22 protein-coding genes and 1 pseudogene are annotated in these 25297 nt (G+C 37.8%); 4 read left to right on the top strand and 19 right to left on the bottom strand.

Annotation, left to right across the window (positions count from 1 at the left end; translation table 11 throughout):
- Positions 1-2: 2 nt before the first annotated feature.
- Genes GMB29_RS10065 through GMB29_RS10055 form a run of 3 tightly spaced genes read right to left on the bottom strand, consistent with a single transcriptional unit; the run spans position 3 to position 3116 of the window.
- Positions 3-1139, bottom strand: a complete 1137-nt coding sequence (locus GMB29_RS10065; protein WP_136357497.1) for a thiolase domain-containing protein — start codon at positions 1137-1139, stop codon at positions 3-5.
- Complete coding sequence (locus GMB29_RS10060) at positions 1136-2617, bottom strand: class I adenylate-forming enzyme family protein (RefSeq protein WP_136357495.1); 1482 nt, start codon at positions 2615-2617, stop codon at positions 1136-1138. The genes GMB29_RS10065 and GMB29_RS10060 overlap by 4 nt, the downstream gene beginning before the upstream one ends.
- A 4-nt stretch (positions 2618-2621) precedes the next feature.
- Entirely contained in the window at positions 2622-3116 is a 495-nt protein-coding gene (locus tag GMB29_RS10055) for a PPC domain-containing DNA-binding protein (protein ID WP_227551732.1), read from the bottom strand.
- 1326 nt (positions 3117-4442) lie between these two features.
- On the opposite strand from GMB29_RS10055, the gene GMB29_RS10050 reads away from it, so the two are divergent.
- The gene (locus GMB29_RS10050) at positions 4443-5861 is read left to right on the top strand and encodes a sigma-54 interaction domain-containing protein (protein ID WP_136357491.1); all 1419 of its coding nucleotides are present in this window, start codon (positions 4443-4445) and stop codon (positions 5859-5861) included.
- 236 nt (positions 5862-6097) lie between these two features.
- Here the strand turns inward: GMB29_RS10050 and GMB29_RS10045 are convergent, their stop codons facing one another.
- Complete coding sequence (locus GMB29_RS10045) at positions 6098-7105, bottom strand: SGNH/GDSL hydrolase family protein (protein ID WP_136357489.1); 1008 nt, start codon at positions 7103-7105, stop codon at positions 6098-6100.
- 378 nt (positions 7106-7483) lie between these two features.
- Here GMB29_RS10045 and GMB29_RS10040 point away from each other — a divergent pair, with 378 nt between their 5' ends.
- Positions 7484-7924 (top strand): cell wall hydrolase, encoded by a 441-nt coding sequence (locus GMB29_RS10040; RefSeq protein ID WP_136357487.1) that lies wholly within the window; start codon positions 7484-7486, stop codon positions 7922-7924.
- Between the two features lie 484 nt (positions 7925-8408).
- Here the strand turns inward: GMB29_RS10040 and GMB29_RS10035 are convergent, their stop codons facing one another.
- From GMB29_RS10035 to GMB29_RS10000, 8 genes are all read right to left on the bottom strand, one after another.
- On the bottom strand, positions 8409-9581 hold the full coding sequence (locus GMB29_RS10035; RefSeq protein WP_406600345.1) for a M20 metallopeptidase family protein: 1173 nt from the start codon (positions 9579-9581) through the stop codon (positions 8409-8411).
- 192 nt (positions 9582-9773) lie between these two features.
- Positions 9774-9926 carry a hypothetical protein gene (locus GMB29_RS10030; RefSeq protein WP_155443868.1) on the bottom strand — a complete coding sequence of 51 codons (153 nt, stop codon included), beginning with the start codon at positions 9924-9926 and terminating at the stop codon, positions 9774-9776.
- A 97-nt stretch (positions 9927-10023) separates the two neighbouring features.
- On the bottom strand, positions 10024-10182 hold the full coding sequence (locus GMB29_RS27345) for a hypothetical protein (protein ID WP_227551652.1): 159 nt from the start codon (positions 10180-10182) through the stop codon (positions 10024-10026).
- 226 nt (positions 10183-10408) lie between these two features.
- A complete protein-coding gene (locus GMB29_RS10020) occupies positions 10409-11203 on the bottom strand; it encodes an XdhC family protein (protein ID WP_136357484.1) in 795 nt (264 codons plus the stop codon).
- Positions 11204-11227: 24 nt separating this feature from the next.
- Complete coding sequence (locus GMB29_RS10015) at positions 11228-12097, bottom strand: FAD binding domain-containing protein (protein WP_136357482.1); 870 nt, start codon at positions 12095-12097, stop codon at positions 11228-11230.
- Entirely contained in the window at positions 12082-12558 is a 477-nt protein-coding gene (locus tag GMB29_RS10010) for a (2Fe-2S)-binding protein (protein ID WP_136357479.1), read from the bottom strand. The genes GMB29_RS10015 and GMB29_RS10010 overlap by 16 nt, the downstream gene beginning before the upstream one ends.
- Complete coding sequence (locus GMB29_RS10005) at positions 12551-14713, bottom strand: xanthine dehydrogenase family protein molybdopterin-binding subunit (protein ID WP_136357477.1); 2163 nt, start codon at positions 14711-14713, stop codon at positions 12551-12553. Before GMB29_RS10005 ends, GMB29_RS10010 begins: the two co-directional genes overlap by 8 nt.
- Before the next feature lie 612 nt (positions 14714-15325).
- Positions 15326-15913: a nucleotidyltransferase family protein gene (locus GMB29_RS10000; protein ID WP_136357475.1), complete on the bottom strand. Its 588-nt coding sequence runs from the start codon at positions 15911-15913 to the stop codon at positions 15326-15328.
- A 514-nt stretch (positions 15914-16427) separates the two neighbouring features.
- Between GMB29_RS10000 and GMB29_RS09995 the strand changes: the two are divergent.
- Positions 16428-16649, top strand: a pseudogene (locus tag GMB29_RS09995) (transposase); the annotation flags it as partial.
- A 55-nt stretch (positions 16650-16704) separates the two neighbouring features.
- Here the strand turns inward: GMB29_RS09995 and GMB29_RS09990 are convergent.
- The 3 genes from GMB29_RS09990 to GMB29_RS09980 form a co-directional block, all read right to left on the bottom strand.
- Positions 16705-17007 carry a spore coat protein gene (locus GMB29_RS09990; protein WP_136357473.1) on the bottom strand — a complete coding sequence of 101 codons (303 nt, stop codon included), beginning with the start codon at positions 17005-17007 and terminating at the stop codon, positions 16705-16707.
- 13 nt (positions 17008-17020) lie between these two features.
- Positions 17021-17218: a spore coat protein gene (locus GMB29_RS09985; protein WP_136357471.1), complete on the bottom strand. Its 198-nt coding sequence runs from the start codon at positions 17216-17218 to the stop codon at positions 17021-17023.
- A 316-nt stretch (positions 17219-17534) separates the two neighbouring features.
- Entirely contained in the window at positions 17535-19817 is a 2283-nt protein-coding gene (locus GMB29_RS09980) for an ATP-dependent DNA helicase (protein ID WP_136357469.1), read from the bottom strand.
- Positions 19818-20234: 417 nt separating this feature from the next.
- Between GMB29_RS09980 and GMB29_RS09975 the strand changes: the two genes are divergently transcribed.
- Positions 20235-21092 (top strand): dimethylarginine dimethylaminohydrolase family protein, encoded by an 858-nt coding sequence (locus tag GMB29_RS09975; RefSeq protein WP_136357467.1) that lies wholly within the window; start codon positions 20235-20237, stop codon positions 21090-21092.
- A gap of 626 nt (positions 21093-21718) precedes the next feature.
- Here the strand turns inward: GMB29_RS09975 and GMB29_RS28030 are convergent.
- From GMB29_RS28030 to GMB29_RS09960, 4 genes are all read right to left on the bottom strand, one after another.
- Positions 21719-21796 (bottom strand): putative holin-like toxin, encoded by a 78-nt coding sequence (locus tag GMB29_RS28030; protein WP_406600344.1) that lies wholly within the window; start codon positions 21794-21796, stop codon positions 21719-21721.
- A 51-nt stretch (positions 21797-21847) separates the two neighbouring features.
- Entirely contained in the window at positions 21848-22081 is a 234-nt protein-coding gene (locus tag GMB29_RS09970) for a hypothetical protein (protein ID WP_227551650.1), read from the bottom strand.
- Between the two features lie 58 nt (positions 22082-22139).
- Positions 22140-22787 (bottom strand): RNA polymerase sporulation sigma factor SigH, encoded by a 648-nt coding sequence (gene sigH / locus GMB29_RS09965; protein WP_136357462.1) that lies wholly within the window; start codon positions 22785-22787, stop codon positions 22140-22142.
- A 1023-nt stretch (positions 22788-23810) separates the two neighbouring features.
- Positions 23811-25295 (bottom strand): glutamate synthase subunit beta, encoded by a 1485-nt coding sequence (locus GMB29_RS09960; RefSeq protein WP_136357459.1) that lies wholly within the window; start codon positions 25293-25295, stop codon positions 23811-23813.
- Positions 25296-25297 lie beyond the last annotated feature (2 nt).

The raw sequence follows: 25297 nt of genomic DNA, 5'->3' as shown, positions 1-25297 counted from the left end.
TATTACAGCCCCTTTCCTTCAAAAATATGGACCGTCGAATAAGCTCCAGTTCCCCCAAGGTTTTGCGCCAACCCAATTCTAGCTCCTTCAACTTGGTTGACCGCTCTTCCTTGAAGTTGATTCACAATTTGAACGATTTGAGCTATACCGGTGGCTCCTATCGGATGTCCACGTGAGATTAACCCTCCACTGGTGTTGATAGGAACCTTCCCACCCTGCTTCGTTAAACCGCTTTCAATCGCTTTCCAGCCTGTTCCCTTTTCAAAGAAACCTAAGTCTTCAATCGCTAGGATTTCGGTCATCGCAAAACAATCATGGAGTTCAGCGACATCAATATCGTTCGGGCCCACCCCTGCCTGACTATAGGCTTGGCGTGCAGATTCCTGAATTGCCCCAATGCTTAGCAGGTCAGGAATATCTTGCATGAGCGGCGGTCCAGAAGCTTGACTTGAGGAAATCACCTTTACTCCTTCATCTCTCGAGGTTATCACCACAGCGGCTGCTCCATCCGTAATCGGTGAGCAATGGAATAGTCCAAGGGGTGCAGTAATTGGACGAGCATGCATGATTTCTTCAAGGCTAGTTTCTTTTCTGAACTGCGCTTTTGGGTTATTCATCGCGTATTCTCGATTTTTAAGGGAGACCATGGCCAAATGTTCTTCACCAGCTCCATATTCGTACATATACCTGTTGGCAACGACTCCAAAAAATCCTGGAAAGGTAAGTCCAGATATCCCTTCATTTGAATCATTATCCATTGCTGAATTAATTGCTTGAGTCACCACGTTCGTCGGTGCTTGGGTCATTTTCTCCACACCTACGACCAATACGGTCTCATGTACACCGGATGCGATCATATGATACGCGTGACGAAACGCAATACCTCCTGAAGCACAAGCTCCTTCCATTTTCGTAGCCGGGATTGGTCCCAACCCTAATTCTTTTGCTAAGATTGACCCGATAATTTCTTGTCCCGATAATAGTCCGCCTAAAAAATTCCCTACATAAATCGCATCCACCTTAGGACTTCCTGCTTCCAGCAGGGCCTCCCTGCAAGCGGCTAAAGCAAGGGATTTCACAGAAGCTTCATGCTTTCCAAATTTGGTCATGCCCGTTCCTATGACAGAGACATTTCTCATACCATACTCCTCCTATATGATTCCCGTATTTCTTTGCGTAAGATTTTTCCGTAAGGACTTTTCGGAAGACTCTCGACAATATGAAGTTGCTTTGGTTTTTTGAAACTGGCTAAATGACTTTTGCACAGGTCGATCAGTTCCTGTTCCGTTACCATATGACCTTCACGGAGGACCACATGTGCACAAATGGACTCTCCCCACTTCTCATCTGGAATGCCGAATACACATGTTTCTTTCACAGAAGGGTGAAGATTCAATACCTCTTCTACTTCACGAGGGTACGTATTGGCCCCTCCACTGATGATGACATCTTTCTTCCGATCCACGATATGAAGATACCCTTCTGCGTCAACCCAACCTAGATCTCCAGTGTGTAACCAGCCATCCCTAAGGGTTTCTGCTGTAGCTTCGAGATTATTCCAATATCCCTTCATGACCAGGGATCCTTTGCAAATAATTTCACCAATTTCTCCCACTTGGACTTCTTCACCCGTTTCATTGACAATTTTCATGTCCACAAAGGGGCCCGTGGCTCCGCAAGAAGTTAGTCTTTTACCCAGTTCGTGTCTCGGCATGACGGTAATCGTCATCGGAGCTTCGACCTGACCAAACGTTTCTACAATTTTCGGACCTAATAAATCTATAGCCAATTTAATTTTTTTAGCTGCCATCGGTGCCCCAGCCATGTTGATCGTTTTTAAAGAACTAAGATCCCTTTTTGAAAAGCTTTCTTCATGAATCATGAGATTCACCATAGTTGGCACTAAGAAAACCGTCGTAATCCTTTCCTTTTCAATGGCCTCAAGAAAATATTCTGGTTCAAACTTATTAAAAATGACTTGCTTACTACCGAGAAATAAAGCACTGTGAGCAAGAAAGTTACTTCCATGTGTCAGTGGAGCGACATGTCCGACAATGTCCTCTTGTGTCATATCACAAGCAATGATCAAAGTTAAAGAAGAAGAAAGGATATTCCGATGAGTTAGCATAGCTCCCTTCGGTCTTCCGGTTGTTCCTGATGTATACATGATCGCATAGACATCATCTTCATGAATCTCAACCTTTGGTACTCTGTCGGGAAATGATGTCATCCAAGCTTCATACTCTTCTCCCACTCGTATCATCGGAATGCTGCTTTGTATCGACCCGACTAAATGGTCTTCTGCAATGAGTATTTTTGCTCCTGAGTTTTCTAGAGCGTATTCATGCTCTTTGAAATGAAGCCTGTAATTGAGAGGTACTTTAATAAGTCCCGCAAGAGCAATGGCTACATCCAATTCGATATGTTCCAGTCTATTGGACATGAGAATCGCGACACGATCTCCTTTCATTAATCCACGAGAGAGTAAAGCATTTGCTAAACGTAATGAACGCTCCTTTAATTGTGCAAAGGTATAAGTCCTTTTCCCATCATATAAGGAAGGATGCTGACTAAATTTATCAAATGACTTGAGGTATACTTTACCTAATGTCTCCATCTTTTCATTCACCTCTTCTAAATTGGATCGTTTGGAAACCAAGTTCTGGTTTGAACTCACGAACTGCCCGGATACCCTTTCCAACCTGAATAGCAAATTCAATCATAACAAGCACAGGATTTTTACCAGAGACGATATGCCCTCCGGAAACAATCCCTTGAGTATTTACATACGAGGCATGCATGTGACAATCCGTTTTGGCTTCCTCATTTACGCAGAGAAATCCCGTCCCATTTAAGACTTCTAGAGGCCCTTTCACAATAATGGGGTCACTGTAGATTACTTTTCCATTCGGATCAACTTCTGGATTAACAAATGTTGCCTCTGATACAGAGCCGATGCAGGTTACGATTCCGGATGTTACGTTGTATTTTTCATATTCACGGATAATACCTTCCATTAAATCAGTCCCTGTCGTTAACGTCCCGAAGATCATACCGTTTTCTTCATCATAAAGAGATTGATTTTCAAGTTTGTCCATAACCTTTACTTCTTTCATATCCAATAACAAGCCCTCCTCATCTTTTAATGACTTGCCTCTTTACTTAATGAGATACCTAGAAGCATAGGATACTATACTAATAAAGATGCCATGCTTACTCCTGTGCACTGCATCAATACTAGATTCTGACTTTCAACACTTAACTAATTAGCAAATTTCATGCCAACATGATTAATGTGATAACTGAAGGCATGCTTCATCTTCTTTATTGATGAAGCAGGTAACAAAACTATCGTAAGTGCTATGATAATTGCAAGATTGCTATTGCATAAACGCCATAACCAGAACATATTTTCCTGTTTTATGGTACTCCTTAAGATTCTCCTCCTTTTTAAGTTTCGTTTTTTCTAACTTTCCTTGATCTTTTTACTTGTTCGCAACCTTCCGAGCTGCATTCATGAGGAAAATCATTAATTTCACTATCTTTTCATTTCTACTAGTTGGCGATGACAACAACTAGTTAAAAGATATATAATGAAGCAAAGACATTATCATATTTGCAATCGTAGAATTACTATAAAGTGAGACTTCCATCAGTGGGGATTTTCTTCATCCCCCACTGATGGTTAGCGAAACTTATCACGCACAATACGCCACATCGTGTGGCTTCGCCTGACTCGGAAGTCAATCGCTCGTCGGATCTTTACGGGCAGTTATCTCCCGCTAATCTTCTTTGTTTCTCTCGAATCTTGAAGTGGGAGTCTTACTGCCCGTTAAGAATGGGATAAAACTAGCATTATTGCCACATGTTGATTTCCTGCGTAAACATTCACAGCTTTTAACAACATTACAGCATAAAATTTGGTTTCTTCTTATCGCTTTACAAACCGTATATGGATAAGGAAACATGAAAGCGCTGACAAAAAAGTTCAAAGCGATGAAAGAAAACCTCTGCATTCAAGCAACCTGATTGAGAGCGGATGGGAAGCAATAAATAGAACAAGCTGTTCTATTCATCGTACATACAGTGAAATCCGAGATATACAGCGAATTCCAAGATATATCAGGGAAATTCAAGATATATCAGCGAAATCCATGATATATCAGCGAAATCCGAGATATATCAGCGAAATTCAAGATATATCAGCGAAATTCAAGATATATCAGCGAAATCCGAATTATATCTGCGAAATCCGAATTATTGGGGTCTATCTGCCAACTACAGTTAGAAAAGGATTATTTAAAATTAGTAACTGTTTCATTTTGTTATGACTGTTTTTTGGAAACGAAATTTACAAATTCTTAGCGTTATTTTGTTTGGATTCTATAGCTCTAATATTTATTCATTTTTAGGTAAATAAGCCGAGGAGCAGGAGGTAGAAGATGAATAGAGATAAAATCATTGAAGATCCCATTGAATCCCAAATATTACTTAGTAATTTAATAGATAGTCTATATGACGGAATCACTGTAACAGACCCGCAAGGCAATACCCTCTGGTATAATAAAGCGTTCTTGCGAATATCCGGCTTAACACCATACCAGTTAACGAATTATACGAGCTATGAGCTTGTTGAAAAAGGTTGGCTAAAAAATGCTGCAGCAATAGATGTTATTAAACAGAAAAAGACGATCAATACGATTGTTAAGTATCCTACTGGTATAGAAGCTTTAATCACTTCAACTCCGGTTTTTGATAACGAAAACAACTTGCATTTTGTTATAAATAATGTCAGAGATATTACGGAACTGAATAAATTGAAACGTGATTTAGACGAAACGACCGCTCTAACTAAAAGTTATCGACAAACATTGCATGAAGTGCAGCTTTCTAACGTAGATGGTAATCAGATTATTTATCGAAGTCCTGTGATGGAAAAGATTGTTTCGCTTGCAAATAAGTTTGCTGCTGTTGATACCCCTATCCTCATTCTTGGTGAATCCGGGGTTGGTAAGGATGTACTTGCGAATTACATTCATTCTGTAAGTGATCGAAATAAGAAAGGACCTTTTGTTAAAGTAAACTGCGGTGCTATTCCCGAACATCTCCTTGAATCAGAATTATTTGGATATGAAGCCGGTGCTTTTACCGGTGCTAATCGTCATGGAAAAGCTGGGCTATTCGAAGTAGCAAATAATGGGACAATCTTTTTAGATGAAATTGGAGACATGCCTTATTCTCTGCAGGTCAAATTATTAGGGGTTCTCCAAGATATGAAAATTCATCGAGTAGGAAGTACAAAATCGATACCAATCAATGTGAAAGTCATTGCTGCCACCAATGCTAATTTACAAGAGATGCTAAAAGAAAAACGTTTTCGGGAAGATCTCTTTTTTAGAATCAATGTATTATCTCTTAATATCCCTCCCCTCCGTGAGCGGCCGGAGGATATATTCGTCCTTTTAATGCATTTTCTTACATTTTTTAACGAAAAACATAGGATGAAAAAGACATTCTCGCCCACTCTGATTGATTTGTTATTAGAATATCGTTGGCATGGAAATATTCGCGAGTTGAAAAATTTAGTGGAAAGGCTTGTTATTATTTCAGATGATGAGGAAATTGATGACTCATTACTTCCATCGTATTTACGGAATAAACAACGAGACGAAATTAACACTGTAAATAATGATGATTTCCAAAATACCACTGGGTGCACTTTAAAAGAAATGGTTGAGGAACATGAAAAAAAAGTTCTATCCTATTATATATCACATTATAAACCTTTAAAAAAATGTGCTGAGATGCTTGGCATGGATTTAACAACTCTTTTCCGTAAGAAAAAGCGTTATGGGCTTTGATCAACCTACCATTCAACATCTTGAAGGGATGTAAAAAAGACTGTTCGGTGCTAGAACACCAACATTCATACAATAGCTAGGTTGCCCTTCAAAGGGGATCAGCGATGTTGGCAATAACCCCCACCCTATCGCCGTGCTAGGTTCAAGGGTGGGTTATTTTTCGTCTAAAAAATGTTTGAAAACACCAATCTATAAAGAGAACAGAATATGAAACATTTTCCAAAAATAAGAGAATTTTATTCAACATCCTCAGTAATACCCTCTTGTTCGACACTAACTTCTTCCATGTTCTCTAAGATACGCTCTGCCATGAGTTTATATCCGCTCGTGTTTGGATGGAAATGATCATCAGCTAATAGCTCAATGTCGGAATCACTAAATAGATCAGCGGTTGGGATATAGTTTACATTCTCAAATTCCTCTGTAACGGATTTACTTGATTCATTCCAATCGTTCACAATCATTTGTAATTCTTCAATATCGCCAAAATAACGTTCGAATGGATTATAAAAACCAATTAAATAAATTTTTGTATCTGGATTTATTTCATTGATCTTATGAAAAATAGCGGTTAATCTCTCAAGATACTCTATTTTTTCTTCATTAAAAAGCTCTAAATGAAGGTTAGTAAAACTGTTTTTGACAATTTTCATCATGTCGTTTGCTCCGATTGTGATGAAAACAATATCAGCATGTTGAATTGATTCTGCAATCTCTTCCTTTTCCAGGCGTTTTAATAATTGGTCTGTACGGTTTCCTCTTTTTCCATAGTTTTCAATCGTGATATTTATATTATTCTCTTCAAATGTGTTATTTAAGATCCCGACATAACCGCTGCTTTTTGTTTCATCTCCTACACCTTGAGTAAGGGAATCACCTATTGCCACGACCTGTAAATCTTTATTGAATAATTTGATTACACCTTCTACTGCTTCCCTAACCTTTCCCCCGATATCTTCTGTTAGTGTACTGCTTTTACGATTCTCGCCATCTACAACTTCTTCCTCTTCTTTACCTGCCATATCACTAGAATCATCCTCGACCTGTTCCACTTTCTCAGGGCCTGTATCTTCAGAAGCATTCTCTTCATCCATTATCGCTTCATCTGTCGTTACAGTTATATTCGAAGTTTCTACAGCTATCTGTTTTGTTTGTTTAGGATTAGAATTGAAAAGAAATAAGTACAGGCTAAAGCATACTACTAGCAAACTAGTAATAATGACTATTCCTTTCAGTCTCCGCATTTTAACCACACCTATCGATTTATATTACTGTTTCATTATTATAAAAGAATCGTAAAATAATAAAACATAGGATATTGTATCATTTATTGTACTATAAAAATGGATACACACTCTTGGAATTTTATAATACAATGGGCTATAACTACAAATTTACACTTCATTTACCACATAAAAATCCCCTAACAAAACAAGGAAAAGATAAAACCCACACACTTACCTGAACGTGGGAGATACATGACAAAAGACCTATGTTCTTACTAGTGAACTAAAAGCCCTATAAAGTTGACAATTTGATAAAAGTAGATGCTGTTTATTTTGCAGCGATTAGCCGACTTTTTTATCATTCTTTATCATACAATTCTTTTAGAGGTGATAAAAATGCCAAGGGTAAAATATACGGACAGTGACGTTGCTTTAATGGCGAGGATGATGAGGGCAGAAGCAGAAGGTGAAGGGAAACAAGGGATGCTTATGGTTGGTAATGTCATTGTCAATCGACTAAAGGCTAATTGTTTAGATTTTAAAGATTTAAGGACAATACCTCACGTGATTTTTCAAGTGCAGGGAGGAAATTTTTCTTTTGAAGCCGTACAAAAAGGCAATGTGTTTTATCAAAGAGCAAGAAGCGAAGAAAAAAGATTAGCCAAACAAACGTTAGACTATTGGAGAGAACATCCTTCAAAGTATGCTCTATGGTATTTTAACCCGTATGCTCCATGCCCGCCAACTTGGTACAACCAGCCAATTGCAGGACAATATAAACAACATTGTTATTATGAGCCACAGGCTAATACATGTGAAAGTGCTTATACTTGGTAAATCCCCACATATTGTGGGGTTTTTTGAGCATTAACCCTTTTTCTATCAATGCCTTTCGTTAAGTGTAACTTTTCACATTCTATAACCAATTATCAAATACCATGAAGGTACTAGTAAACTTGGCAATTATGGTCTAAGTTAATGTATATTTGTATTCATAAAAACTTGAAAGGCTTAAGCCATTCAAGTTTTTTAATGAAAATTTTTTTTACTATTTACTCTCTTCTTTAATAATGTACTTATCAATGATTGATTTTGGCCTATCACCTTCTGTGATTTGGAAATGATCTCCGTACTTGTACTTGGAAGGAAGTTCATGGTCCTGTGGATGATCACAGCATCCAAATGACTTGTTGCGGGCCTGTAACTCTTTTGAAAACTCTATTAATCTAGTGAGGCAAATATGATTTTTAAACTTTATTACGATGTTTTTCAGAACTCCCCATTAGAGTGACAACTTCGGTAATATTCTTTTTAATGATTTTTAAAAAAGATAGTGTGAAACGATTTTCACAAACGACTTTTCAATATTCAATAAAGCATGCTCATCAAAATCAAATTTAGGATGATGAAGTGGGAAATGAGTACTTTTATTGTCATTTCTCGAACCCACTTTGAAATAAGTACCTGGTTTTTCTTTTAGAAAATAAGCAAAGTCCTCAGCCCCCATGGAAGGTTCCATAACGATAACCCCTTCCTTAGTAAACACTTCTGATAAAAGTTCGCTTACAGTTTCCGTTTCTTTTTTATGATTAAACAATGCAGGGTAGCCATTAAGATAATCTATTTTATATGTTGCATGAAAGGAGCTAGTAATTCCCTTTACAATGGAATGAATCTCTTCCTCCACCTGCTTTCGAACATTTTCATCAAATGTACGGACAGTACCTTCAATTCTAGCAGTATCAGGTATCACATTAAATGCAGTACCAGCTTGAAAAATGCCAATAGTAACAACAGCAGATTTCAATGGGTCAATTTTCCGACTAACAATTTGTTGAAGAGAATTAACGATATTCGTTCCAATTACAAGTGCATCGATAGCCTGATGTGGAGATCCTCCATGTCCACCTTTTCCTTCCACAATAATTTCAAATTTATCTACAGCTGCCATCCTATACCCTTCTCCATAAGCTACTTTTCCTAATGGAATATTCGAGGCAAGATGGGCACCGAATACATAGTCTACTCCGTTCAAAATCTTTTCCTCAATCATAAATTTTGCGCCACCAGGAGGCTTTTCCTCTGCATGCTGAAAAACAAAGATAATTGTACCTTTTATATAGTCCCTGTATTTGCTCAATATCTTTGCTGTACCTAATAAAGCAGAAGTGTGACCATCATGTCCGCACGCATGCATGACACCCTTATTTAGTGATTTATACGGAACATCTTTCTCATCATCGATTGGCAGGGCATCAAAATCTGCCCGTAAAGCGATTGTTTTTCCTTGTTGTGCTCCCTTTAGAACCCCAATGATACCGTTTCCACCTATTTTTGACTGCACATCAAGTCCAAAGTTTATCAATTTTTCTTCGATAAACTTTGCAGTATTTACTTCTTCAAAAGATAACTCTGGATGTTGATGCAAGTATCTTCTCCAACTTTGGAGCTCCTTAAAGGATTCATCTATTTTAGTGAAAATGGATTCTACCAACTTATTGCCTTGTAGTGTCGTCATATTAATCCCTCCATTTTAATAGAAAATTTTATTTATAAAACTGCACCACCTGAAATTTTTATGGATTCCCCTACATTAGTTAGTAAAAATGCAACCGTGTTAGCCACTTCGATAGGTTTTATAATTTCACCAGATGGAAGCTCAGTCTTTATTTTTTTCAAGCTGTCTTTAATAACTTAAATCGTTTCGTTGAGCAACTGCCATAATGGCAGCTTTTCTCATTGCAGTAACTACATATCCAGGACACACGGCATTTACGCGATTATGATGTTGAATAGCTTCTAAAGCAAGCGACTGAGTATGTTGTTCCTTATACGTCAAATTTTAAATCCACTATCTTGTTTAAAATAAATAGTTATAACTACGAAAATTGAATTACCTCTTCTACTAAATTATTAAAAATACCGTAATGCGCCATTTATGATACCACCTTTTCCAGTGGTCGATCGATTGTTGCTCCTCCTCCTCTTTTCCATACAGGGATTGTAATCTCTTTTTCTTTTCTTTCTATTTTGTATTGTTCCATTCCAATTTCTTTATTTCTCTTAATTTCATTTTCAAGGTAATCTTCTTTCATGTATAGTGTCAATCCATTTTCTTGAAGTAATCTTAACTTTTGTTGGAGTTCAAAATCTTGTTTTTGTAAGTTTTTTTATGACAAAATCATTCTATGGAACCTGTCACTTCCTTGTTAAGCTATAAAAAGGATAGTAAGATGTTCATTTCTCCAAACAAAAAAACACTCACAAACATTGATATATCAACATTTGCTAGTGTTTTTCCCCACTGTTTCTTCTTTTTACTTATCTGTTTAATTGTTTCACTTTTATAGGCTTCTTTTCCCTGCTTAGTTTGATGATTTCCCCGATAATACTGATTGCAATTTCTTCAGTTGTTTCTGAGCCAATTCCCAACCCGATTGGAGAATGAACCTGCTCCAACTGTTCTTGTGTGACTCCTTCACTTTTTAATTTTTCAAATATGTTGATGACCTTTCGCTTGCTGGCGACCATCCCAACATATGCAATCGGAAATTGCAGTGCCATTTTTAATGCAATTTCATCACGATCTTTTGTAACAATCACCACGTAAGATTTTTCATTGAGGTTGGCTTCAAGCATTGCTTCTCCAATATCCTCATTCACAAAAAGGTTGGACGCATTAGGAAAACGTTCCTTCGTACAGTAACCAATCCGATCATCGACAACGCAATAAGGATATTCAAGAAAATCAGCAAGCTTTGCCAACGCATAGCCTAAATGACCGGCACCGGCCAGAACGAGTTCAGGCCTGCTTGTATAGACTTCAATAAACACCCGCAACGTTCCGCCACAATTCATTTGAATTCCGTCTTTTGCATGTTTATTCAATTTGTATTCAACGATTTTTGATTGACCCTTTTGAATCGCCTTTACACTCTCTTCGATAATATAGTGTTCAGCCAAGCCCCCTCCGACCGTTCCTTCAATCGTACCATCACGATAGACAATCATTTTTCCTACATGACTAGGTGTCGAGCCTTTTGATTCAATAATCATGGCTAAAGCAAAGGTTTCGTTTTGACGTGTCAGCATGGCCACTTTTTCCATCAGCAGCATAAGTAGCTCCCCCTTTTTTAAGCATTAATTCGATTGATATTGCTTCATGCAAAGAAAATAACGTAAAAGATTTAAGGCCACTGTTTTTCTGTATATTGCAGTGGAGCGCTGATCGTCGATTGGATTAATGATTTTGTCGAAGGCTGCCACAATCTGAGCGATGTCTGCTTCTGTTAGTGGTATGGTCAATCCATACAACTTCTTCTCAATATCAATGGAACGAACGATAGTAGGTCCGACCGCACCGAATGCAAAGCGAACATCCTCGATTCGAACACCATTTATCCGGATATATCCTGCAAACGATACTTTAGCAATTGCGTCTGCGTTGCGGTTGCCGATTTTCTCAAAAACGATATGAGAGCCTTCTTCTAATACGGATGGCAAGATAATTTCAACCAACATTTCATTGTAATGACGTTGAACCCTTCGTGGCCCTTGAATAAAATCATTAATCGCTACGACACGGTCACCATGAACGGAGCGCAGCAAAAGTTTTGCGTTGTATACATATAATAATGGCAGTGTGTCCCCAGCTGGAGAAGCGTTGCAAATATTTCCTCCCAATGTCCCTCTGTTTCTAATTGCCGGTGCCGCAATCGTTTTGATTGCCTTCTTTAATGGGATTGGAATGAACGGGTCTTCAAGTAAATCGCTATAGGTACAGCAGGCACCAATGTGGAGATCCTTATGATTTTGATAGATCCGCTTTAGCTCAGAAAGGTGATCTATAAAAACAATTGGTTTAGGGATTTTCGGGGGGACTCCCCTTCGACTTTTGTGAAGGACCATGACATCGGTGCCTCCAGCAATGATTACACAGTTTTCTTTATTCAATTGGGTCAACGTTTGGTCTAAACGATCGAAGCGATACGCGGTTATTTTTTCTGCCATAAGCCGTCCCCTTTTTTAGCTGCTAGTTTAATCGCATCAACAATCATATTGTAGCCCGTACATCGGCACAGATTTCCGGAAATACCTTCACGAATGTCACCCTCTGAAGGATAAGGATTTTTGGATAATAAAGCTGCACTTGCCATGACCATTCCAGGAATGCAATATCCGCATTGCACTCCTCCAGCAATTGAATAGCTCTCATCTAAAATCTTAAATTGGTCCGTTTCCATGATCCCTTCAATCGTTTGTATATCAGCCCCATCAATCGAGCCAATTGGTATAAGGCAGCTGTTTTGCAGGAGGTTATTCACAAAAACACTGCAGGCTCCGCATTCGCCTTCACCGCAGCCTTCCTTTGTTCCGATTAACTCAAACTCATCTCTTACTAAATCTAGTAATCTTTCTGTGGCAGGTGCGTTAGTTTCAACCACTTTTCCATTAAGTGTAAATTTAATCAACCTCTTCACCTTCTCTCACCCAAAGACTTTCAATAATGACTTCTGGTGTAATTGGAATTTGCTGAAAAAAAGTTTGCAGTGCATCCTCGACCGCTGCTTGGACTGCTGGAGCGCCGCCTATTAAAGTCAATTCACCTGCCCCTTTCGCTCCGTATGGACCATCAGCATATGGATTATCAAAGACCTTGCTTTCGATCGAAACAACGTCTAATGAAGTAGGGGGTCCATAATCTGTTATGCTTTTTTGCTGGATTCTGCCCTGCTTTGACGTCATCTTTTCTAGATAACCGTACGCTAATCCTTGGGCTAAACCACCGTCAATTTGACCTTTCATAATCCGTTCATCAATGACCTTCCCAACTTCATAATTGCCGTATACTTTTTCTAACTTTACATTTCCTGTTAATCGATCAACTTCTACTTCAACGATATTAACACCCCATGAATAAGCCGGGTAGGCATCTCCAGTGAAGGTTTTCTCGTCCCAAGGAATCATTTCACGGTGAACATAGTTCTCTACTATTTCCTGTTCCACCCCTATTTGCCACTGAGCCTTAAGTTTTTTTGCGGCACGTTCAAGCAATTTTCCCACGATCATTGTCGTCCTGGAGGCTACTGTCGGACCGGAGTCGGGAACCTCTTTTGTATCGGGATAAGGGTATAAAATTTCTTCATACGGGAGATCTAGTTCTTTGGCGACAATTTTACACAGCGTCGTCAAAATGCCTTGTCCTATATCAGAATTTGAGATTTTTAGCATAACCTTTTCGTCCTTTGATTTAGCCAGCTTCACCGTTGCTTTAATATGATCTCTTTCACCGCTGCCTGTAAATCCACATCCGTGGAGGAACAGCGACGTTCCTATGCCTTTTTTATAGCGATGATTTTGCTGATTGAAACGCTGAAACTCCCCTTTTTTCTTATTGTAATCTGACACGTTGAGCAGGTCCTCAATCATTTCTTCCATTAATATTGGGTCGCGGAATTGACCTTTGGTGATGGTGGGGTCTCCTTGTTTGACGAGGTATTTCCGTTTATATTTAAGTGATTCGATGTTTGCTAGTTTACTAAGATGTCCCATATGACTTTCGATTCCGGCAAAGCTTTGTGGAGCACCAAAGCCTCTGAAGGCACCGTTCGGAACTGTATTGGTTTTTAAACAAAAGCCTTTTGCATGAAAATGAGGAATTTTATAAACACCTGCACTGTTTATTAATGCGCGCTGCAGCACGACAGAGCTCAATCCCTCATTCGCTCCGCCATCAAGAAAAATGTCAACACACATGCTCAAAATATTTCCTTCCTTATCAAGGGCTGTTCGATATTTGAGTTTGGCAGGATGCCTTTTTGTCGTAACCACCATATCCTCAGAACGGTCGAACACGAGCATCACCGATTTTTTGACTGCTTTTGCAGCAACGGCTACATGACACGCCATCATCGAAGGATAATCTTCTTTTCCGCCAAAACCTCCGCCAGTAGGGCTTTGAACAACTCTGACTTCATCTTCACCACATGCTAAAGCGCTTAGCAATGCATTTTTTATATAATAAAGACATTGCATCGATCCCTGGACAACAATTTCATCATCCTTATAAATGGCAAGCATACCTTGTGGCTCAAGGTAGACATGCTCCTGATAGCCCGTATCATATTCTTCTTCGATAATTTGATGAGCTCCCTGCTCGATAGCTGAAATATTTGCTAAGCTTTCACCAAATTCATAGCTTGCAAAACACGCGGATGTTGATTTTTGTTTGATTGCTTCTTCCAATGTATAAATAGCTTGATGTTCTTCAAATTCAATCTTCACTTCATCTAACAAACGGTACAGGATATTCAGATCTGTTCCAACCAGCATGAGAATCGGCTCACCAATATAATTGACCCACTCACCCGCAAATATGGGCTGATCTTCTTTGATCATTTTGACATAATTCGGTCCGGGGATATGCTCGGCACCAACAGCTTCATATCCTTCTGGAAGGTTTGGTAATTGAATAGATATGATTTTTCCATAAGCAATTGGCGACCGATACAAAACACCATAAACCATATTTTCTACTTTCACGTCACTAATATAGGCCAACTGGCCAGATACTTTCCCTTTATGGTCCTTTTTTGGCACTGAGGTGCTTATGTCTTTTAGATTCATTGCAACAACACCCTTCGACTCATTTTTATCCCATTCTTAACGGGCAGTAAGACTCCCACTTCAAGATTCAAGAGAAGCAAAGAATATAACTGCCCGTAAAGATCCGACGAAGGACAGGACGTCCAAGTCAGGCGTAAGCCATAGGAAGTGGCGTACTAAGCGTGATAAGTCTCGCTAACCATCAGTGGGGGATGAAGAAAACCCCCACTGATAGAAGTCTCACTTTATAGGTGACATATTATTGATACAAACCTCTTCCTACGATTTTATAGATAAGAATGATATTTTATGATTAATTTCATGAAAAGACTATTGTTGTTTTTAATTATTTTTTAGGCTTTGTTAAACTTGAGACCTTATTACCTTTTATATTTAATAAATTTGTTTGATTCGCCCTTTACAATTGGCATAAACGAAACAGATAGGAATCAATCCTTACATCATTTCTAGTAAATAAAGCTATTTTACTTTTCCCCCACAAATAAAAAAAGCCCGATAATTGAGCTTATTCTAAGTTACCAATCTATTACGTTTACTCTTTCATGTAATTTTTAGATCATCGCAAAAGTAGATGAAGATCGATCATGTACGTGTCATTCATTACCTTTTTCATCAATTCATTTTCACTACATCAATGGCTTTTTGGTAATCCGCTGGCGTATCAACATCCATTATTACTCCCGGGTCATCTACATTAAGGTATTCCTTTTCGTAACCGCCCAGGACCACACGCAAATTACTTTCTGGATTGGTTTCGAGAATTTTCTGTTTCACTTCGCTTGATAATTTGATGGGGTGACCACCTTTATAATTAAAGCTTGGAATCACTACGTTCCCTTTGTGTTTTGCTATTAGCTGTACGGTCTCTTTTTTAACAAGCGGACAATCTCCGGGTGTTAGAAAGAAGTTTGGGGCATTTACTTCTTTGCAGCCCCTTTGAATTGAAGTAAACATTCCCTGATTAAAGTTTTCATTATAAACAACCTTTATCTTAAATGAAAAGGCATTTTCATTGCAGATTTTTGCAATTTCCTCTTGAATGAGTTCCACTTTAAACCCAGCTACGACGATGACTCTGCTGCATAATCCTTCAAATTTAGAAATCGTATGCTCCAACACGGTCATTTGCCCCAGTTTCAAAGTCATTTTAAACGCATTCGCTCGGCTGGAATATCCAGCAGCTAAGACGATGGCTTCCATTTTTATCCCCTTCTTTCTACTGTTTAGTAGTTTTGTCACTTTATCCCATTCTTAACGTGCAGTAAGACTCCAACTTCAAGATTCAATAGAAACAAAGGAGATAAGTGGGAGGTAACTGCCCGTAAAGATCCGATAAGTTTCGCTAACCATCAGTGGGGGATGAAGAAAACCCCCACTGATGGAAGTCTCACTTTATTCCCACATCGTTTACATTCCCATCCAGAGTTATGCCAAACTTTGTTTCACTTATGGTGAAATTTTCAATTTGAACGATATCACAACAAGGTCCACACCAGGTATTTCTTATTTCTCTCTACCATTTTTCGAGTTTCTTTCGGTAAGGAATGCCACTTCTTATTAGTAACAAGCGAAACCACTTTACAACGAAGATTCTGTTTTATGCCTTCTTTTGCTTTAACAGCTTGGCTACGAGTATGTTCTCATCTTTATCCATTTTTCCGCCTTTCAATGACATTTTCTTTGATAATCCTTATGATCTATCATTCTTTAATAGACCATGTCCCGTAAGGGAAATTGTCTTGATAATGCCGCGATGGAGAGTTTCTTTGGCGTGTTAAAATCTGTATTGCTTTATTTACAAGAATTTGATAGTTTCGAACATTTTGAAGAGGAATTGAAGCAATATATTGAGTACTATAATCACAAACGCATGAAGGCAAAATTAAAAGACCTAAGCCCGGTAGAATACCGAACTCAGGTCTTGGAAGCCGCTTAATCAAATATGTCTAACATTCTTGGGTCAGATCAAAGACCACTCGGCTCTATTTTATTTAATCTTGTCCTATTTTCAAAGCTTCTTCCGCATTTTTGAGGTCTTGAGAAACTTGTTCTTTGATATCATATGCATGGTACATCTCTTTTTCTATCATGTATTGGGCAATTTTATCATGAAGGCCAATCGCAGTTTCGAGTTCACTTTTTAATACTTTTTTAATTTCTGGTGTTGCTGTCTCTGTAATAGCCACCGCCAATGATCTTACACCGGATTTGGCAGACAGCAGCAGGTCAGTTGCAATTGTTTGATCATCAATAATATCTTTAAGAGTATTTAACTTTTCTGTTTTAGTAGTCATATATATCCTCCTTTTATGCTTCTCCCAAAATTTTTGATAGTTTTTTGACCGCATTAGTGGATGCTTCGACATCTTCTTCTAATATCTTCTTTAAATCTTTATCTTCTACAAGCTCTAACATAGCTGTGCCTTTCTTTACACAGGACGTTTTAAATAACAATACTTCATGTACTTCTAATTTTTCATGCATAGCAATGTCTTTTGTAGCCATAGATAAATTCCCTCCAATTTTTATTAATCCTTCTGTTTTGATATGTACCCGATTCCCTTATAAGTAAACATAAAATGAATAAATGACAAATGAATGCCACATACCTTTCACCCCCATTATTCCTTACTCATTGATTAATGACAGTTACTCCCTCGATTTTTTGTACACAATTTTTTTGTATGAATTATATATGTGATCATAAAAAAACGTTCCTTACAATGTGTAAGAAACGGGATTATTTACGTTTTTAAATCTTAATCAGACACCGGTGCTCGGAGTCAAACCGATAGCTTTCAAATTTTTAAAAATAGGCTCTTTAGATCCTAGTAAAGTCCCTCCATTCCATTGGTAAAAGCCCTTGATATTTCTGAGTAAGAAAACGATCGTCAACTAATACAATCACTCCTGTATCTGTCTCAGACCTGATTAATCGGCCTCCTGCCTGTAGCACCTTGTTCATTCCAGGGAAGGTATAGGCGTAATCATATCCGTTTTTTCCTGTTGTTTGAAAATAATCTTTCATAATATTTCGTTCTAGGCAAAGCTGTGGCAAGCCTACTCCGACAACGATAACACCATTAAGCCTATTCCCTTTCAAGTCAACACCTTCAGAGAAAATACCACCTAATACAGCAAAGCCAATAAATGGTTCCGACCTTTCTTCTTTAAACTCACGTAAAAATTGTTCCCGTTCATTCTCATCGAACCTGTTCGTTTGAATGATGGTGCGGATTTCAGGACAGCTTGCGGTAAAGTCTTCATATACACTATTCATATAGTGATAGGAAGGAAAGAAAATCAGATAGTTTCCACTTCGTTCTCTCAAAAGCTTTGAGAGCATGTCAATGATCTGCTTTTTTGTATGGTCTCTGTCGTGGTACCTGGTCGATAATGGTTGAAGAAAGACCTCTGTTTGTTCTTTTGCAAATGGTGAAGGAATTGAAAGTGTGTAATCCTCTGATGTACCACCAAGCATATCCAAAAAATACTGAAGTGGTAATAGTGTGGCAGAGAAATAGACAGTTGTTCGAAACTTTTTACGAATCTGCTGCAAATGATGAGAAGGATCCAAACAAAACAGTTTGATATGAACCTCATTTTTCTCCGTTTCCACATATGTCACATACCGTTCATCATAGAGCTTTGAGATTCGAACAAATCCCGCTGCGGCAAAATATGTATCTAATAGCGAGGTTTGGTCGACTGATTTTGTTGGTTGCAATAATTCGAACTCAGCGTTACGAACAAATTCTTCAACCATGTTGATGAGGTCCTCATCTATTTCCTCCCACACAAGATGCCCTTTCTCAGAACACTTTTTCTTCATTTCAATAAAAGATTTATTGATTTTATGAACAGATTCATACAAATCGGACCCTTTATAGGCACGTTTTAATGTAAGAAAATCTGACTTTTGTAATTCAGCTGAAAACATCTCTCGGGCTCGGTCAACTAAATTATGAGCTTCATCGATTAATAAGGCAGACTGTCTTTTATGGTCATCAAAAAATCGCTTTAGTGACACTTTCGGGTCAAAAATATAGTTGTAATCACAAATAATGGTATCTGCTACAAATGCTAAGTCTAAGGAAAATTCAAATGGACAAAGCGTATGCTTTCTCGCATATTCCTCGATTGTCTGCCGATTAATAAAGGTTTCATGAGAGAAAATATCTAGAACAGCCTCATTTATGCGATCGTAATATCCATTCGCAAATTCGCAATACTCCTTCTGACAAAGGGTTTCCTCTTTAAAACATACTTTATCCTTTGCCGTAATTGTAATAGCGCTCATACACAAGCCTTTCGTTTTCATAATTGAAAAAGCCTCTTCGGCGGTTTGTCTTGTGATTGTTTTTGCCGTTAAGTAAAACATTCGTTCAAGCTTTCCTTCTCCCATCGCCTTCACTGTTGGGAAGATAGTAGAAATGGTTTTTCCAATACCAGTAGGTGCATTTGCAAAAATATTTTTTTCCTCTGATATGGTTTTATAAATGGCACCTGCGAACTTACGTTGACCCTCTCGATATGCTGCAAACGGAAAGGACAACTTTTTAATGCTGTGATTTCTTCTTATTCGATGGTTTTCCATAAGAGAGGCATAGGGAAAATACTGCTTTACAAGCTCATTTACAAACTGTTCGAGTTCCTGAAACGTAAAATGTCTTTGAAATTTCTTTTGCTCTTCTGTAACAGTATGTATGTAAGTTAATTGGACATTCATTTCTTTCTGTTCATGATCTTTTGCATACATATAGGCATACACCTTTGCCTGTGCCCAATGTACAGGGTATGTCTCCTCCTCGATTTCACTCAAGTCTTTTGAGGTTGACTTAATTTCATCAATAAGGATGTCATGATCACGAAGAAGCACCCCATCACAACGACCTTCAATCATGAACATCAGCTTTTCATATTCCATTTCCGTTTTAAGAAAAACTTCCTTTTGATCTGATTCTTGATACGTACTTTGTATGGCCTTATGGGCTTTTGTCCCTTCCGTAAGGGTTGCATGAGTCCGAAATCGATTATCAATACTTCCACTTCGAAACACATATTCAACTAATGTACGGACAGAGAGCTTTATTTCGGGTAGCATGTCATCACCTAATCGTTAAAATCATTAGTTATATAGTACAAGGTGTAATAGAAATTGACAAAGGTAAAGTTAGCTAGTTAGGTAAATTAAAAAAGGTTAAAAAGGTAGGCCCATACATCTGGTTTACTGTCTACTGTAGCGGATGCTCCTTCTTGTTAGTAGTATTGACATTCCCAGCCTCGACTTTCATCAAGTTAATCGCTTACAGAGTTACCCGGCACCTTTTTAGAAAACTTCGCAAAAACCCTATCCAATTCCTTTTAACCGTTCCACTATCCATCACATTTAGGGGTATGGGGATTTTGTACGGTACATCTCGCCAATATAAATCAGCGTTGTTTTAAAAAATGCCGTTTTTTAAATAATAACGATCATTTAGGAGAACCTAGTTTATAAACAGAAGACAGGAGTACGAAAATGGAAGAAAGCCAAAACACAAATAACAAGACTTTTTGCATGAGTGAATACGATGTTTTAAAACGTGCAATCCTGTGTCAGCCACAATATATGACAATCCGTGAAGTCATTAATGAAACTCAGGAGCATTTTAAAAATGAAGGTATCCATATAGAACGTGCCCTCGAGCAGCACGGAGACTTGGTCAAAACGCTAAAAAATAATGGCATTGAGGTTATTTTATTGCCTTATCATAAAAAATATCCTGAACAGGTATTTACTCGTGATATTGGATTTACACTAGGGCAAACAATTTTTGTTGCTAAGATGGCTACGGATGTTCGGGCAGGGGAGGAAAACGTTCTTAAACAATGGCTGGATGATGAAGAAATCTCTTATTATAATTTAGAGGGAGAAAGAATTGAAGGCGGAGATGTTGTGATTGACCAGGAAACAATTTACGTGGGGCTAAGCAATCGAACGAACCAAAAAGCTGCTGAACAATTACAGCTTCTTTTGACTCAATTCAATGTCATTCCCATCCCGTTTAAAGATAAATACCTGCATTTGGATTGTGTATTTAACGTCGTTTCACCTGAAGTGGCCCTGATTTACCCAAATGCCTTAACGAAAAAAGACATTGAGCTTTTCTCTTCACGCTATGAATTAATTGAAGTTTCGGAAGAAGAACAATTTCAATTAGGCACAAATGTGTTAAATATTGGCAACAAAAAAGTATTAAGTCTGCCGGTAAATGAGAAGGTAAACAAACAGCTTCGTAACCGAGGATTTCAAGTTATTGAAGTGGATATCACAGAAATCATTAAATCTGGTGGCTCCTTCCGTTGTTGTACCCTTCCCATCTTACGAGAAACATAAAATAAAAATATAAAAAGACCAAATAAACAACCCACAATCTCTTACAAGGTGAGGTTGTTTATTTCTTTCTTTGATTACAAAGCATTTTATATATTTTTTAGGTACTTATTGTTTTAACTTAAATATACTTTTTCACAATGTCATACAATGTAACCGTAAAATTACTTTTACTTTTCAATTAATTCCTTGTTCAACCAAGTTTGTTTACCAACTTTTTATTGAAATATTACTGCTAAAATTCCCCAAGCACTACTTACAGAATCATTATCCTCGGTTGTATGTAAGGTAATCTGGACTGTTCACCTTCCCATATTTTTTTCCTAAGGAACAGTTCTAGATCACTAGGCTCAAACTAATTTTTGTTATACTTTTCCATACTCTTCATTGTATTGAGTAATTTTAATGACTTCACCCATTTTAGAAGATAAATCATGACTTCAATTATGACCACCAGACTTTCCAACACAGAATCTTTAGTTAGAATATTAGTAGATAAAGCTTAAACTAAAAAAGACTGTTCAGTGCTAGAACACCAAACAGTCATATAATAGCAGGTTCCCTTCAATGGACTTTAGCGTGTTAAGGTAAATAACTCACCCTGCTGCACTCCAACGCTCAAAAGTGGGTTATTTTTTGTCTCTAAAAGATATGATTGACAATACCAAACTTGCAAATGCTATCATGAGCATTAAGGTTTGCTCCAAATCAATATTCTCATAAAGGTAAAATTGATCCTGTCAGACACCATTCTTTCCCTATGCTGAACGAATGATTTCTTGCTCGATAGACTTTGCAAGTTGGACTGTTTTAAAGTCCACAAATTTCGAATTTCCAATTACAATTTTGTTCATTATTTTATAGTAGAAGTCTGTTTCGTGACCTTTTATCTTTTGCACTTCCATAAAAAAATCCAATAATGCTTCGTTCGTTTCTTTTGGTCGGCTAAAATCAATTGTATACATTTTTTGACGTAATGTTAAGTTTGTCATAAAAGTCATATTCCTTTTTCCTTTCTATTTAATGATACTATCATAATTAGGTTCAAGGTCAGATAACCTTTCGTATATCGAGATGTCGTTCCAATTTTCTTTTTACTCGTTGAAGAGCATTATCAATTGACTTTACATGTGTGTTAAGTTCTTTAGAAATTTCTGCATAGGATTGTCCATCCATATATAAAGTCAACACTCTTCTTTCTAAATCACTTAGTAATTCTATTATTTTTAGTTCTATATCATTAGCTTGTTCTTGGTTAATTATGAATGCTTCCGGATTCGTTATTTTTTCTCCAGGGATCATATCCATAAGAGTATAATTTGATTCCTCACTAGTAAGAGGCTTGTCCAAGGAAATAGATGAATTTAAAGGGCCATGTTTCTGACGATTAGCCGTTTTGATCGCTGTTATGATCTGTCTAGTGATACAAAGGTCAGCAAAAGAATGAAAGCTGACAATCTTTTCCTCTCTAAAATCTCGAATCGCTTTATATAAACCAATCATTCCCTCTTGAACAAGATCTTCTTTATCTCCGCCAATTAAAAAGTAAGGTCTCGTCTTCATACGAACAAAATGCTGATATTTATTAATTAAAAAAACCAACGACTCACTATCTCCATTTTGAGCTAACTCTACCAAAACTTTATCTTCTAATTTAGCATAATGATCAATCAGCTGTACTTCGATGTTTACACTCACCTAAATCCCTCCGCCTAACTCAATCTGAGTTTTGATGTTTCATAAACTGATAGATTGTCCTTTTCCTTAAAATATCTAATCCAATATGATGAAAGGTAAAAAGCGCACAGAGTAAACTGGCGCTTGTTTAATCTACTTTACGATCTTCTATCAATTCCTCTATCCAATTAAAAGTATAAGGTACGTTAACTAAAAACGTTGTCGAAATATAACAGTGCTTTTAAAAAAAATTCACTTTTCGAAAGTTTGGATCATTCTATTTATTAATGCCATTTTTAGAAAATAAGAAGATAGAGATAAAAATACTTTTCCTCAGGAGTCATCTCCTCTGAAACAATCGGATTCTTCCCAAAATCAGTACGCACCATTCGATATTTTGCCGTATTCAATCACTGCCCTTTCTTCTAAGTAAATTCTTTTCATTAGGAGATATAGTGTTAAATGAAGAAAAGGGGCTGTGTGTTTTACATAAAAAAGTGAATATTTTGTGACAAAACTATTTTATCGCACCTATCACTCCCCTGTTAAGCTATAACAAGATTTGTATAATGTACGCATTTCCAAAATAAAAAACACTTACAAACATTGAAAAACAACATTTATGAGTGTTTCATGTTGGTTAACGAACTTTATTTTTTCTTTTTTACCTTAATACTATGCCTTACCATATTTATTTCTGCTTGATTAAGGACAAGTAAGCATACGATTTTTGTATGAATTATATTGGTGATAAATAAAAACGTTCCTTACAATGTGTAAGAAACGTTGATTAATTCGCTTTTCTACTTACTAAGATACCTCGTGGTCGGAGGATGTGTAAAATGATTTGGATGTGTAATTCAGCAAAAACGTTTCACCTTCTTCTTTTGTTCACGCACTCCACATGTGTGTAGAGTGTGACTTTATATAACCTAAGCAAATAACAGTCTTTAAACTACTTATGAAAGTTAATAAAAGAAAATGTGTGACTACTATTAAGATAATGCCTGGGTAGACATTTTAGTTCTAATTACATGTACTATTCTAAGGTAAATTTGTTTCATCCATTAAATATCTATCACACTCCCTAGCAGCACCTCTTCCTTCATTTATAGCCCAGACGATAAGACTTTGACCACGACGCATATCACCTGCAGCAAAAACCCCTTCGATATTTGTTTTATATTTTCCATACTCAGCCTTTACATTTGAACGATTATCAGTCTCGACGTTCATTTTTTGAAGTAAATCCTGCTCTGGACCACTAAATCCAATCGCGAGTAATACTAACTGAGCGGGCCAGATTTTTTCTGTACCAGGGATTTCTTTTCGAATTCTCTGTCCGTTTTCATCGGTTGTGGTTTCAACGTTAATGGTATGAATTTCTTTGACATGCCCATTTTCATCCCCCACAAACCTTTTCGTCATCACCGCATAGGCTCGAGGATCATCACCGAACGTGGCTGCGGCTTCTTTTTGGCCATACTCCACTTGATGGATAACGGGCCATTGCGGCCATGGATTATCATCTTCCCGAACTTCGCCCTTTTTCTGATAAATATCAAATTGTGTTAAGCTTTTGCATTTATGACGTACAGAAGTAGCCAAACAATCTACACCTGTATCCCCACCGCCAATGACAACCACATCTTTGTCTTTTGCGGATATATACTCACCGTTCTCAAGGTTGGAATCCAATAAACTTTTTGTATTGGCATGAAGAAAATCCATGGCAAAATGGATTCCTTTTAGCTCTCTTCCTTCTACTTGTATATCACGATGTTTTGTTGAACCGCCGCATAGAACGATCGCATCAAATTCAGATTGTAACTTAGTAATGGGATAGTCCTTGCCCACGTCTGTATTTGTTACGAAGGTAATCCCCTCTTCTTTAAGAATATTGACCCTTCTCTCAACAACAGAATAAGGAAGCTTCATTTCAGGTATCCCATACGTTAAAAGACCCCCAACACGATCATGACGCTCAAAAACAGTGACACGGTGTCCCGCTTTATTAAGTTGGGCTGCACAAGCCAATCCGGCTGGACCCGAACCAACAACTGAAACCTTTTTATCCGTCCGGGTCTTTGGAGGCTCCGGTTTCACCCAACCTTCCTTAAAGCCTCGATTAATGATTTCCAGCTCAATTGTCCTGATGGCAACCGGTGGCTCATTAATTCCAAGGACACAAGCTCCTTCACACGGGGCCGGACAAGCTAGTCCGGTGAATTCTGGAAAGTTATTCATCTTATGCTCTCGCTTCAGGGCTTCCTCCCATTGGCCTTGGTAAACTAAATCATTCCACTCCGGTATAAGGTGATGTACGGGACAACCTGAAGTCATCCCGTTTATCATAATACCCGTATGACAAGTTGGAATCCCGCAATCCATGCAACGAGCACCTTGTTCTTTTAATTCATGTTCTTCAAGAGGTAACGTATAAACATCCCAATCATCCGTTCGTGTCTTAGGGTCACGTTCGTGCCTTGATTGGCGTTCGTAGTCCATAAAACCAGTTGGTTTTCCCATCG

The organism is Metabacillus sediminilitoris (assembly GCF_009720625.1).
Lineage (GTDB): Bacteria > Bacillota > Bacilli > Bacillales > Bacillaceae > Metabacillus > Metabacillus sediminilitoris.
Note: the sequence above shows the minus strand (reverse complement) of the source record. Positions and strands in the feature narration are given on the sequence as shown.

Excerpts from the sequence above, each read along its gene's own strand:
- GMB29_RS09985 (WP_136357471.1), bottom strand. The coding sequence starts at position 17,218 with ATGGCTACAAAAGACATTGCTATGCATGAAAAATTAGAAGTACATGAA.
- GMB29_RS10005 (WP_136357477.1), bottom strand. The coding sequence starts at position 14,713 with ATGAATCTAAAAGACATAAGCACCTCAGTGCCAAAAAAGGACCATAAA.
- GMB29_RS09970 (WP_227551650.1), bottom strand. The coding sequence starts at position 22,081 with ATGACAAACTTAACATTACGTCAAAAAATGTATACAATTGATTTTAGC.
- GMB29_RS09975 (WP_136357467.1), top strand. The coding sequence starts at position 20,235 with ATGGAAGAAAGCCAAAACACAAATAACAAGACTTTTTGCATGAGTGAA.
- GMB29_RS10065 (WP_136357497.1), bottom strand. The coding sequence starts at position 1,139 with ATGAGAAATGTCTCTGTCATAGGAACGGGCATGACCAAATTTGGAAAG.
- GMB29_RS10000 (WP_136357475.1), bottom strand. The coding sequence starts at position 15,913 with ATGGAAGCCATCGTCTTAGCTGCTGGATATTCCAGCCGAGCGAATGCG.
- GMB29_RS10060 (WP_136357495.1), bottom strand. The coding sequence starts at position 2,617 with ATGGAGACATTAGGTAAAGTATACCTCAAGTCATTTGATAAATTTAGT.
- GMB29_RS10015 (WP_136357482.1), bottom strand. The coding sequence starts at position 12,097 with ATGGCAGAAAAAATAACCGCGTATCGCTTCGATCGTTTAGACCAAACG.
- GMB29_RS10050 (WP_136357491.1), top strand. The coding sequence starts at position 4,443 with ATGAATAGAGATAAAATCATTGAAGATCCCATTGAATCCCAAATATTA.
- GMB29_RS09980 (WP_136357469.1), bottom strand. The coding sequence starts at position 19,817 with ATGCTACCCGAAATAAAGCTCTCTGTCCGTACATTAGTTGAATATGTG.
- GMB29_RS10055 (WP_227551732.1), bottom strand. The coding sequence starts at position 3,116 with ATGAAAGAAGTAAAGGTTATGGACAAACTTGAAAATCAATCTCTTTAT.
- GMB29_RS09990 (WP_136357473.1), bottom strand. The coding sequence starts at position 17,007 with ATGACTACTAAAACAGAAAAGTTAAATACTCTTAAAGATATTATTGAT.
- GMB29_RS10045 (WP_136357489.1), bottom strand. The coding sequence starts at position 7,105 with ATGCGGAGACTGAAAGGAATAGTCATTATTACTAGTTTGCTAGTAGTA.
- GMB29_RS10040 (WP_136357487.1), top strand. The coding sequence starts at position 7,484 with ATGCCAAGGGTAAAATATACGGACAGTGACGTTGCTTTAATGGCGAGG.
- GMB29_RS09960 (WP_136357459.1), bottom strand. The coding sequence starts at position 25,295 with ATGGGAAAACCAACTGGTTTTATGGACTACGAACGCCAATCAAGGCAC.
- GMB29_RS27345 (WP_227551652.1), bottom strand. The coding sequence starts at position 10,182 with ATGAAAGAAGATTACCTTGAAAATGAAATTAAGAGAAATAAAGAAATT.
- GMB29_RS10020 (WP_136357484.1), bottom strand. The coding sequence starts at position 11,203 with ATGCTGCTGATGGAAAAAGTGGCCATGCTGACACGTCAAAACGAAACC.